Genomic DNA, 10756 nt, shown 5'->3' with positions numbered 1-10756 from the left:
CGACTCTATCAGACTCTTTCGTGTCCGATTCCCGGTCGAAGCGGGGCCGCCTTCCAGATCTTCGCTTTCGCGTTTCCCTTTCCGGCGAGTCCGACATTACCAGACTCATTTTCGTTCCGTTTCCGGTCCGAATTCGAATCCAGTGGCCTGCGGAGCGGCCTTTGCCTTTCGGCGTATTCACTACGTTAACCGATTCCCTCGGTGACTCATAATCGAGTCGTCAAGCCGATTTCGGCATGCCGAAATCGCACCCGCCAGGGTAAATCGTAGGTAGTGGTTGGCCCTCTCACGATGCTCTGGTCCGGCCCGGTGGGCCTTACCGAACAACAACTGCATCCGTTCAAGCGGCTCGGACTACATTAGGGAAACGGCAGGGGCGAGTCAAGTTGAGCGGCGGCGTGGCGCATGGGCGCGGTACGGGCTGACCGTGGGGTCGCCGTCGATCCAGAAGCGCCACGGCTGGTGGGAACCGTCGCCCCCGACGCCGGTGCGGGGTCCGCTCCGTACCTGGTCGCGGGGCGGTGGGGTGCCTCGCAGTACGGACAGGGGCGCAGACGGGCCGGCGATCACATCGCTCCCGTTCAGTGCGCGGTCCACGTCCAGGGCGGTGGCCAGGCGGGCCGGCCCTTTGGCCAGTTCTCTGTCATGGCGGGCCGAAACCCGACGTTTGCGGGCCATCTCCGCCCCGATGCTGATCTCCCCGGCCCGCAGCAGGACACCGCTCGCCATGCCCTCGGGCCCGCACACCAGGTTGAGGCAGTGCCACATCCCGTACGTGAAGTAGACGTACGAGTGGCCCGGCGGGCCGAACATCACACTGTTGCGGGGGGTCCGGCCACGGAACGCGTGGGAGCCCGGGTCGATCTCACCCGCGTAGGCCTCCACCTCCGTCAGCCGCAGCTCGATGGGTCCGTCGTCGGTGGATCGGACAAGGACGCGGCCCAGCAGGTCGGGCGCCACGTCCAGGACGGTTCGGTCGAAGAAGTCCCGCGTGAGCGGCGTACGGTTCGTGCCCTTGTCCATGGCCACCGAGGGTACTGGGATAGACGGAACGGGAACCGGCTACGGTCATGGCGCGTATGTAGGGGTCAGGACCAAGGAGGAAAATCATGGGCTTCAAGCGACTGCTCGCGAGCATGGGTGCCGGCGGGGCTTCGGTCGAGACCGAGCTGACCGAACTCAACGTCGTCCCCGGCGGGGTCGTCCAGGGCGAGGTGCGGATCCAGGGCGGTTCCGTCGACCAGCAGATCGAGGGACTCTCGGTCGGACTGCAGGCGCGGGTCGAGGTCGAAGGTGCGGACCAGGAGACCAAGCAGGACATCGAGTTCGCCAAGCTGCGCCTGGGCGGTGCCTTCGAGGTGAAGACCGGCGCCGTGCACGTGGTGCCGTTCGGGCTCGAGATTCCGTGGGAGACCCCGGTCACGATGTTCGCCGGGCAGCAGCTGCGCGGCATGAACATCGGCGTCACCACCGAGCTGGAGATCGCCCGCGCCCTGGACTCGGGCGACCTGGACCCGATCAACGTGCACCCACTGCCCGCCCAGCAGGCCATCCTGGACGCGTTCGGGCAGCTGGGCTTCGGCTTCCGCGCGGCGGACATGGAGCGCGGCCACATCCGCGGCACGCGCCAGAGCCTGCCGTTCTACCAGGAGATCGAGTTCTTCCCGCCGCAGCAGTACCGCGGGCTGAACCAGGTCGAGCTGACGTTCGTCGCGGACGACCGCGAGATGGACGTCGTGCTGGAGATGGACAAGAAGCCGGGCCTCTTCAGTGAGGGCAGCGACTCCTACCGTGCTTTCAAAGTCGGCCACAACGACTTCCAGGGCACGGACTGGGCCGCCTACCTCAACCAGTGGCTCTCCCAGGTCGGCGGACAGCGCAACTGGCTCTGACACGGCCTAGGGTCGGTGGGAAGGACGCTTCACAGCCGATCAGGAGAGGTGCTGACGTGACCGAGCCGAAGAGGGCGCCGCTGCCGCACGACTTCCATCCCGAGGTCCCCTCGTTCACCGTGGTGAGCGAGGATCTCCCGCCGGGAGGCGTACTCGCTGACACGCAGGTGTTCTCCGCGGGGAACACCTCGCCGCAGCTGCGGTGGGAGGGCTTCCCCGACAAGACGAAGAGCTTCGCCGTGACGTGCTTCGACCCGGACGCCCCTACGGGCAGCGGGTTCTGGCACTGGGTGGTGTTCGACATCCCGGCGTCGGTCACGGAACTCCCGGCCGGTGCGGGGAGCGGCACCTACGAGAAGCTGCCCCGGGGCGCTGTCCAGGCCCGGAACGACTACGGGTCGAAGGAATTCGGCGGTGCCGCGCCGCCGGCCGGTGAGAACCACCGCTATGTGTTCACCGTGTACGCGGTGGACACCGAGAAGCTCGGGCCCGACAGTGACACGTCGCCCGCGGCGGTCGGTTTCAACCTCCGGTTCCACACACTCGGCCGCGCCCGGCTGATCGGTGAGTACACGGCTCCCGATAGCTGATAGTTCGCCTGCTGTTTGCCCTGCCCTGGTCTTGGAGAGATCAGGGCAGGGCATTTTTTTATTGCGTTGTCCATCACGGCTCGCCCGGCCAGAGTTGATCCGGGCCCGCCACCGGGCGGGCGGCACACGGGAGGCGGGCAGGATGCGGGACACACTGGTACTCAACGCGAGCTTCGAGCCGCTGTCGACGGTGACGCTGAACCGTGCGGTGGTGCTGATCCTGCAGGACAAGGCGGTCGTCGAGCAGTCGCACCCCGGCCTCCGTATGCGTGGTGCCGCCGTCGACATCCCGGTGCCCCGGGTCATCAGGCTCTGCCGTTACGTACGGGTGCCGTTCCGAAGACACGCCCCGTGGTCCAGGAAGGGCGTCCTCATACGGGACCAGCACCGGTGCGCGTACTGCGGGCGGCGGGCGAGCACCGTCGACCACGTGGTGCCGCGCGCCCAGGGCGGGCAGGACACCTGGCTGAACACCGTGGCCTCCTGCGCCGAGGACAACCACCGCAAGGCGGCCCGGACTCCGGAGCAGGCGGACATGCCGCTGCTGCGCCAGCCGTTCGTGCCGACGCCCGCGGACGCGATGCTGCTCGCGCTGGGAGCCGGGGACCGGTCCGCGCTGCCGGAGTGGCTGGCTCGGTCCGCCGCGTAACCTCCGTGCGGCACGGCGGGCCCGCCCACCTGCGGGGCGGGCCTGCCGTGCTCAGCGCAGCACCAGCTGCACGATGGCCGCCGTGCCGACGACGACGATGAGGGCACGCAGGAGGCTGGGGCTGAGGCGCCGTCCCACCTTCGCGCCTATCTGTCCGCCGATCGCGGAACCCACGGCGATGAGCAGTACGGCCGTCCAGTCGAAGTCCGCGACGAAGAGGAAGAAGAGCGCGGCGACACTGTTGACGACGGCGGCGAGGACGTTCTTGACGGCGTTGAGGCGCTGCATCGTGTCGTCGAGCAGCATGCCCATCAGGGAGAGGTAGATGATGCCCTGGGCCGCCGTGAAGTAGCCCCCGTAGACGCTGGCGAGCATCAGTCCGGTGAACAGGAGCGGCCCGCCGTCGGGGCGGGCGGGGACTCCGGTGCGGTCGCGGCGGCGCTGGACGGCCTTGCTGATGCGGGGTTGCAGGATGACCAGGACCAGGGCGAGCGCCACCAGGACGGGGACGATCGTCTCGAACGCCGTGGAGGGCAGGGCCAGCAGGAGTGTGGCGCCGGTGAGACCGCCGATGAGCGCGCCGACGCTCAGCCCGAGGATACGGCGGCGCTGGCCGGCCAGCTCCTTGCGGTATCCGATGGCTCCGCTGATCGAACCCGGGATCAGCCCCAGGGCGTTGGAGACGGTGGCGGTGACCGGTGGCAGGCCGGTGGCGAGCAGGACGGGGAAGGTGATCAACGTTCCGGAGCCGACGATGGTGTTGATCGTCCCTGCGCCGACTCCGGCCGCGAAAACCGCGAGAATTTCCCAGATGGACAAGGCCATCTCCTTCGGTGGTCAGTGATGCCTCCCCGCCATGAAGGTCGAGGGGCCTCACTGATCATGCACGAAGGGGTGTCCCGGTCAGCCGACCGGGGGCTGCTCCCGGCGTTCCTTGTTGCCGGTGTCGAAGCCCGGGGCCCCGCCGCCGAGGTTGCCGAAGGCGCCGCTGAGGCCCTTGAGCGCGTCGCCGATCTCGCTGGGCACGATCCAGAGCTTGTTGGCGTCGCCCTCGGCGATCTTCGGGAGCATCTGGAGGTACTGGTACGAGAGGAGCTTCTGGTCCGGGTCTCCGGCGTGGATGGCCTCGAAGACCGTACGGATGGCCTGGGACTCGCCCTCCGCGCGCAGGGCGGATGCCTTGGCCTCGCCCTCGGCGCGCAGGATCGCGGACTGCTTCTCGCCCTCCGCGGTGAGGATCGCGGACTGCCTGATGCCTTCGGCGGTGAGGATCGCGGCGCGCTTGTCACGGTCGGCGCGCATCTGCTTCTCCATCGAGTCCTGGATGGAGGTGGGCGGTTCGATGGCCTTGAGCTCGACGCGGTTGACGCGGATGCCCCACTTGCCGGTGGCCTCGTCGAGGACACCGCGGAGCGCAGCGTTGATCTCCTCGCGGGAGGTCAGCGTCCGTTCGAGGTCCATGCCGCCGATGATGTTGCGGAGGGTGGTGACGGTGAGCTGCTCGATCGCCTGGATGTAGCTGGCGACTTCGTAGGTCGCGGCCCGCGCGTCGGTCACCTGGTAGTAGATGACGGTGTCGATGTTGACGACGAGGTTGTCCTGGGTGATCACCGGCTGGGGCGGGAAGGGGACGACCTGTTCGCGGAGGTCGATCCGGTTGCGGATCGAGTCGATGAACGGGACGACGATGTTCAGCCCGGCGTTCAGGGTGCGGGTGTAGCGGCCGAAGCGCTCCACGATGGCGGCACTGGCCTGCGGGATGACCTGGATCGTCTTGATCAGGGCGATGAAGACGAGCACCACCAGAATGATCAGGACGATGATGATCGGTTGCATCGTGTGCCTCGTGCCCTTCGGTTGCCGACGGATCGCGATGATCGAGGTCGAACGGTCATGAGAGGTGCATCTTTTATGACGGTTCCGGTCTCATGATGATCGACTTCGAGTTTGGCAGACTCCGGACTGCCGTGTGACCGCTTCTCACATGACGACGGCCGTCGCCCCGTCGATGTCCACGACATCGACCTGCTGGCCGGGTTCGAAACTCTGGTCGCTGTCGAGCGTGCGCGCGGACCAGACCTCGCCCGCGAGCTTGATGCGCCCGCCGCTGCCGTCCACCCGTTCCAGGACGACGGCCTGACGGCCTTTCAGCGCGTCGATCCCGCTGGCGTGCCCGGTCCGGCCGGCGCGGTGTCTGGCGGCGATGGGGCGTACGACCGCGATGAGCGCCACCGACACCAGCGCGAAGACCAGCACCTGGGCGACGATTCCGCCGCCGAGGGCCGCGACGACCGCCGCGGCCACCCCACCGACGGCGAACATACCGAATTCGGGCATCGCGGTCAGGACGAGGGGAATGCCCAGCCCCACCGCGACGATCAGCCACCACACCCACGCTTCGATGTCCACGGGTTCATCGTAGGACCGTGGGCACCCTCACCGACAGGGCGCCGTGGAGGGACTGTGGCGTCAACTACCGGGAGAGCGGCAGTCCGTGGGCCGTGTAGCGGTCGCCGGTGTGCTCGACGACGAGCGGGAGGCCGAAGCAGAGCGAGAGGTTGCGGGAGCTGAGTTCGGTCTCCATGGGACCTGCGGCGAGCACCTTGCCCTGGCGGATCATCAGGACGTGGGTGAAGCCGGGCGCGATCTCCTCGACATGGTGGGTGACCATGATCATGGAGGGGGCGTACGGGTCGCGGGCCAGGCGGCCCAGCCGGCGCACCAGGTCCTCGCGGCCGCCGAGGTCGAGGCCGGCGGCGGGCTCGTCGAGGAGGAGGAGCTCGGGGTCGGTCATCATGGCGCGGGCGATCAGGGTGCGCTTGCGCTCGCCCTCGGAGAGGGTGCCGAACTCGCGGTCGAGGAACTCGGTCATGCCGAGCCGGTCGAGGAAGGCGCGGGCGCGCTCCTCGTCGACGGCCTCGTAGTTCTCGTGCCAGGTGGCGGTCATGCCGTACGCGGCGGTGAGCACCGTCTGGAGCACGGTCTGGCGCTTGGGCAGCTTGTCGGCCATCGCCACACCGGCGATGCCGATCCGGGGGCGGAGCTCGAAGACGTCGGTGCCGACCCCGCCGAGCCGCTCGCCGAGGACCGTGGCCGTGCCGGCGCTCGGGAAGAGGTAGCTCGACGCGATGTTGAGCAGGGTGGTCTTACCGGCGCCGTTGGGGCCGAGGATGACCCAGCGCTCCCCCTCCTTGACCGACCAGGAGACGTCGTCCACCAGAGCGCGTCCGTCGCGGACCACGGATACGTCCACCAGCTCCAGTACATCGCTCATGGCGCGTTGTCTCCCCATGCAGTGTCGAGATCGTCGCGTGCCTGTGGGCACAGCTCCCAGGGAAAACCTACGCCACCCCGGGAGTGCTCCGACTCCGAGGTCCGTTCCCTAGGCTGTTCCCATGCTTTCGGAACCACGCTCAGGGCGGCTCGCCGCATGGGGAAACGCGCTTTTGGCCGGACTTGTGTCACCGGACGACGCAGCGCTCGCGATTGTCGGTGAGGACGCGGCGCACCGCGTCGAGGGGCTGCCGGGTGAGGCGGGGCCGGTCGGGCTCACGCTCGCGCTCGGCAGACTGAGGGGACTCGGGGCGACCGGCTTCCGGGTGGCGCTGCCGGTGCCCGGGCATCCGCTGGGGCTCAGCGGACCGCCCGACTTCAACGCGCGGGCGCTGGAGGCGGAGGAGGCGGTGGTCACGTCCGGGGCGCCGTTCGGGCTCGTGCCGGAGGTGAGCGAGGTGGGGCCCGCCGGGGACGTGCACGCCGAGGTGGTGTGGCACTGCCTGGCGGTACGGGAGGCGCCGCCGGCCGATGTCCCCTCGCTGGGCGAGGCGGAGCGGGAGCTCGCGGAGGCGCTGCGGGACGCGACGGCGGTACTGGCCCGGCTGGACGTCGCCGGTTCCGGTCCGGTGGCCGAGGCGGCGGTGGAGGCGTACCGGGCGCGGACGGAGCGGGGGCGCGAGGTGCTGGCCCCGGGCTATCCGCCGAGGGCGGTACGGGTGCTCGAGCTCGCCCAGCGGGTGGGGCTGTTGATCTCGGTGGCCCGTCAGAACGGGCACGGCGGTGCGGTGAGCGCCTCGGAGATCGCGGCGCGGGGCGAGGCGCTGCGGCCGGTGGAGCGGGTGGCCCGGCGGGCGCAGGTCGCCGCGTACAACGCGTACGTGGAGGAGCGGGACCGGCGCTGACCGGGTGGGGGGATCGTCCCCGGGGCGGCCGGGGTCTGCACGGGCCGGCCCCCGGGGAGCTGACCCGGTGCTTACGCGCCACGGCCAGAGGGCTGCGTACGTACGCCCCACGGTTCAGGGGGCTGCCTGCACGCCGAGCCCGGGCAGGCCGGCCCGCGTTGCCCACGGAGTCGCGGCGCCGGCCGCCGGTCGGGCCGGGCGCCCGTCCGGCGGTGCGGGGCCGGGTCGGCGGTTCAGGCCGAAGTTGCCGAAGGGGGGTTGAGCGGGCCCACCACGTCGACGGTGTTGCCGACCACGTTCACCGGGAATGGAGTGGAACCGTCCGTTTCCTGGGGGCCCGTTCCTCAGTCCGCCGCCCCGTTCCTGACCGCCCAGAGCGCGGCCTGGGTGCGGTCCGACAGGTCGAGTTTCATCAGGATGTTCGACACGTGTGTCTTGACCGTCTTCTCCGAGAGGACCAGGGCCCGGGCGATCTCCCGGTTGGAGCGGCCGTCGGCGATCAGGCCGAGCACCTCCCGTTCCCGTTCGGTCAGGGTGTTCCCCCGGCCCGCGCCGCTGCCGGTGCCCTCCTGGGCGAGCAGTGCGCCTGCGACCTCCGGCTGGAGCAGGACGTGGCCCGCGTGGACCGAGCGGATCGCTCCGGCCAGTGCGTCCGGGTCGACGTCCTTGTACACGTAGCCGGACGCTCCCGCGCGGAGGGCGGGCACGACCGTGCGCTGCTCGGTGAAGCTGGTCACGATCAGCACCTTCGCCGGGTTCTCCAGCTCCCTGAGCCTGCGCAGGGCCTCGATCCCGTCGGTGCCCGGCATCTTGATGTCCATCAGGACGACGTCGGGCCTGAGCTCCTCCGTCCTGGCGACGCCCTCGGCCCCGTCGGAGGCCTCCCCGACGACCTCTATGTCGTCCTGGACCTCCAGGAACGTACGCAGTCCGCGCCGGACCACCTGGTGGTCGTCGACCAGCAGCACCTTGATGATCTTGTCAGCCACAGGGGACCTCCATCTGGATCGTGGTGCCCTTGCCGGGCTCCGATGCAACGGTGAGCCTGCCTCCGACGCTGCCGGCCCGGTGGCGCATCGAGACGAGGCCCAGATGACGGCCGGCGTGCCGGACCGCGTGGGGGTCGAAGCCGCGGCCGTCGTCGGTGATCCGGAGCACCGCGGCGGAGGTGTTCCGGCCGAGGGTGACGGTGACCCGTCCGGCGCCCGAGTGACGCAGTGCGTTGTGCAGGGCTTCCTGCGCCACCCTGAGCAGCGCCTCCTCCTGGGCGGAGGGCAGGGCGCGCACTCCGGCGCTCTCGAAGGTGACGCGGGCACTGTGTGCCCGGTCCAGGACCTGGATCTGGGTACGGAGCGTGGCGACCAGGCCGTCCTCGTCCAGTGCGGCGGGGCGCAGTTCGACGACGGCGGCGCGCAGCTCGTCCACGGCCTCCGCGGCCAGGACGGCGACCTGCTGGAGCTCGCCCTTGGCGCGGGCGGGGTCGCGGTCGACCAGGGCGGCTGCGGCCTGCGCGGTCAGCCGGAGCGAGAAGAGCTTCTGGCTGACCGCGTCGTGCAGCTCGTGGGCGAGCCGGGAGCGCTCCTCGGCGATCGTGAGCTCGCGGCTGCGTTCGTACAGCCGGGCGTTGGTGAGGGCGATCGCGGCGTGCTGGGCGAGCATGCCCAGGAGTTCCTCGTCCTCCTCGGTGAAGCCGCAGCCGCCCTCGGGCTTGGGGCACCGCTTGTTGGCGAGGAAGAGCGCGCCGATGATCTCGTCGCCGTCCTGGATGGGCAGGCCGAGGAAGTCGGACATGTCCGGGTGCGCGTCGGGCCAGCCCTCGAATCGGGGGTCCTGGCGGACGTCGGCGAGCCGCTCGGGCTTCGCCTCGTGGAGCATCGCGGCGAGGATGCCGTGCTGCCGGGGCAGCGGGCCGATGGCCTTCCACTGCTCGTCGCTGATTCCGTCGACGACGAACTGGGCGAAGCCGCCGTGGTCGTCGGGGACGCCCAGGGCCGCGTATTCGGCGTCCAGCAGTTCGCGTGCGGAGGCGACGATCGTCTTGAGGACGTCCCGCACGTCGAGGTGCCGGCTCATGGCGAGCAGCGCGGCACTGACCGAGGCGAGGCCCGACGGTGGGCGATGGCTCATGACCTCACCGTACCGGCGGGGGCGCAGGGGCCGTATCGGGCTGTGGACGGCTGCCGGATGGTCCCGGAGGCCTAGGGCCCCGGCCGGGGTCGGCCGGAGCCCGGCGCGGGGCCGGGGGCGTGCCGGGCTCCCCCTGCGTAGGGAGGTCCTTTCCGCAGCGGCGGCGCTTCGCCCTTCCTCACCAGAGAAGGAACCTAACGCTCCGCATTACAGGAGCAACTATTCGTAAACACGGAGGGCACCCCATGTGAGCCCAGGCATAGGACCCACGTCACTTACGAAGTCGGATAGTTGGCGTAAAACGGGCAAGACGCCTACCGGCAAACCGGACAAGGAGGTACGAACGCCTCCCTGATCCACTATCCAGCTTCGTACGTCACACCTTTGCCAGCGCATTTTGCTGGCGCTAAGAATTGCATCTGTCCACGACGGAGATGCGAACCGCGTCCCGTCCGCGTCCTCCGTGAGGACTCCTGCTATTCGAAGAGGTACGACTGCATGTCCGTGTCCCGCATCTCCAGCCGTAGCCGTCGCCTGAACAAGGCGCAGAAGCTCTCCGTCGCCGGTGTCTCCACCCTGGCCGCAGCCGCACTCGCGTTCTCGCTCGTCCCGGACAGCGCCTCGGCCACGACCGAGCCGCAGGCCGTCTCCGGTGCGCCGGTGGCCTTCGCCGGTGCGTCGCAGACGAAGTCCGTCCAGTCCGGTGTCATCGAGCAGCACTCCACCGCCGCACAGCTGGTGAAGGCCGCCGACTCCGCCAAGGCCGCCGAGAAGAAGGCCGCCGCCAGGAGCGAGGCGAAGGCCGAGGCCGTCGCCGAGGCCAAGAAGGAAGCCGCGGCCAAGAAGAAGGCTGCCGCCAAGGCCAAGGCCGACGCGAAGAAACGTTCCGCCAAGAAGGCGAGCCGTGCGGCCGACCGCAAGCCGGTCTACGCCGACAACCTGGACGGCTGGATCCGCGAGGCCCTCTCGATCATGGACAAGAAGAACATCCCCGGCACGTACGAGGGGCTGCACCGCAACATCATCCGTGAGTCCAGCGGCAACCCGCGCGCGATCAACAACTGGGACATCAACGCGATCAACGGTGTCCCGTCGAAGGGCCTGCTGCAGGTCATCAAGCCGACCTTCGACTTCTACCACGTCAAGGGCACCAAGCACGACCAGTACGACCCGGTCGCCAACATCACCGCCGCGGCCAACTACGCCGCGGACAAGTACGGCTCGATCGACAACGTCGACAGCGCGTACTGAGCCACGCACCGAGCAAGGCCCGGCATAGCCGACCTGCCGGTCCGCAGCGTCGCGTGACCGGCCGGTACA

General features: G+C 69.4%; 12 protein-coding genes and 1 pseudogene. 5 read left to right on the top strand and 8 right to left on the bottom strand.

Annotated features, from left to right (window positions below):
- Positions 1–381: 381 nt before the first annotated feature.
- The gene (locus ACFWVP_RS31160; protein WP_384501324.1) at positions 382–1023 is read right to left on the bottom strand and encodes a DNA-3-methyladenine glycosylase; all 642 of its coding nucleotides are present in this window, start codon (positions 1021–1023) and stop codon (positions 382–384) included.
- 86 nt (positions 1024–1109) lie between these two features.
- On the opposite strand from ACFWVP_RS31160, the gene ACFWVP_RS31155 reads away from it, so the two are divergent.
- The 3 genes from ACFWVP_RS31155 (at position 1110) to ACFWVP_RS31145 (ending at position 3131) form a co-directional block, all read left to right on the top strand.
- A complete protein-coding gene (locus tag ACFWVP_RS31155; RefSeq protein WP_384501323.1) occupies positions 1110–1892 on the top strand; it encodes a sporulation protein in 783 nt (260 codons plus the stop codon).
- Positions 1893–1948: 56 nt separating this feature from the next.
- Positions 1949–2482: a YbhB/YbcL family Raf kinase inhibitor-like protein gene (locus ACFWVP_RS31150; protein ID WP_384501322.1), complete on the top strand. Its 534-nt coding sequence runs from the start codon at positions 1949–1951 to the stop codon at positions 2480–2482.
- A gap of 142 nt (positions 2483–2624) precedes the next feature.
- Complete coding sequence (locus ACFWVP_RS31145; protein ID WP_384501321.1) at positions 2625–3131, top strand: HNH endonuclease; 507 nt, start codon at positions 2625–2627, stop codon at positions 3129–3131.
- Positions 3132–3182: 51 nt separating this feature from the next.
- Here the strand turns inward: ACFWVP_RS31145 and ACFWVP_RS31140 are convergent, their stop codons facing one another.
- From ACFWVP_RS31140 to ACFWVP_RS31125, 4 genes are all read right to left on the bottom strand, one after another.
- Positions 3183–3956 (bottom strand): sulfite exporter TauE/SafE family protein, encoded by a 774-nt coding sequence (locus ACFWVP_RS31140; RefSeq protein WP_384501320.1) that lies wholly within the window; start codon positions 3954–3956, stop codon positions 3183–3185.
- A gap of 78 nt (positions 3957–4034) precedes the next feature.
- Complete coding sequence (locus tag ACFWVP_RS31135) at positions 4035–4967, bottom strand: SPFH domain-containing protein (protein ID WP_056792753.1); 933 nt, start codon at positions 4965–4967, stop codon at positions 4035–4037.
- Between the two features lie 144 nt (positions 4968–5111).
- Positions 5112–5540, bottom strand: coding sequence for an NfeD family protein (locus ACFWVP_RS31130; RefSeq protein ID WP_384501319.1), 429 nt, complete (start codon positions 5538–5540; stop codon positions 5112–5114).
- Positions 5541–5604: 64 nt separating this feature from the next.
- On the bottom strand, positions 5605–6405 hold the full coding sequence (locus tag ACFWVP_RS31125) for an ABC transporter ATP-binding protein (RefSeq protein WP_384501318.1): 801 nt from the start codon (positions 6403–6405) through the stop codon (positions 5605–5607).
- 121 nt (positions 6406–6526) lie between these two features.
- Here ACFWVP_RS31125 and ACFWVP_RS31120 point away from each other — a divergent pair, with 121 nt between their 5' ends.
- Positions 6527–7309, top strand: a complete 783-nt coding sequence (locus ACFWVP_RS31120; protein WP_384501317.1) for a hypothetical protein — start codon at positions 6527–6529, stop codon at positions 7307–7309.
- 233 nt (positions 7310–7542) lie between these two features.
- Here ACFWVP_RS31120 and ACFWVP_RS31115 read toward each other — a convergent pair.
- From ACFWVP_RS31115 to ACFWVP_RS31105, 3 genes and pseudogenes are all read right to left on the bottom strand, one after another.
- Positions 7543–7617, bottom strand: a pseudogene (locus ACFWVP_RS31115) (chaplin family protein); the annotation flags it as partial.
- 36 nt (positions 7618–7653) lie between these two features.
- Entirely contained in the window at positions 7654–8298 is a 645-nt protein-coding gene (locus tag ACFWVP_RS31110; protein WP_384501316.1) for a response regulator, read from the bottom strand.
- On the bottom strand, positions 8291–9436 hold the full coding sequence (locus ACFWVP_RS31105) for a GAF domain-containing sensor histidine kinase (RefSeq protein ID WP_384501315.1): 1146 nt from the start codon (positions 9434–9436) through the stop codon (positions 8291–8293). Before ACFWVP_RS31105 ends, ACFWVP_RS31110 begins: the two co-directional genes overlap by 8 nt.
- A gap of 498 nt (positions 9437–9934) precedes the next feature.
- Here ACFWVP_RS31105 and ACFWVP_RS31100 point away from each other — a divergent pair, with 498 nt between their 5' ends.
- Positions 9935–10687 (top strand): transglycosylase SLT domain-containing protein, encoded by a 753-nt coding sequence (locus tag ACFWVP_RS31100; protein ID WP_384501314.1) that lies wholly within the window; start codon positions 9935–9937, stop codon positions 10685–10687.
- The last annotated feature ends 69 nt before the right edge of the window (positions 10688–10756 follow it).

Source organism: Streptomyces sp. NPDC058637, assembly GCF_042717325.1.
Classification (GTDB): domain Bacteria; phylum Actinomycetota; class Actinomycetes; order Streptomycetales; family Streptomycetaceae; genus Streptomyces.
Note: the sequence above shows the minus strand (reverse complement) of the source record. Positions and strands in the feature narration are given on the sequence as shown.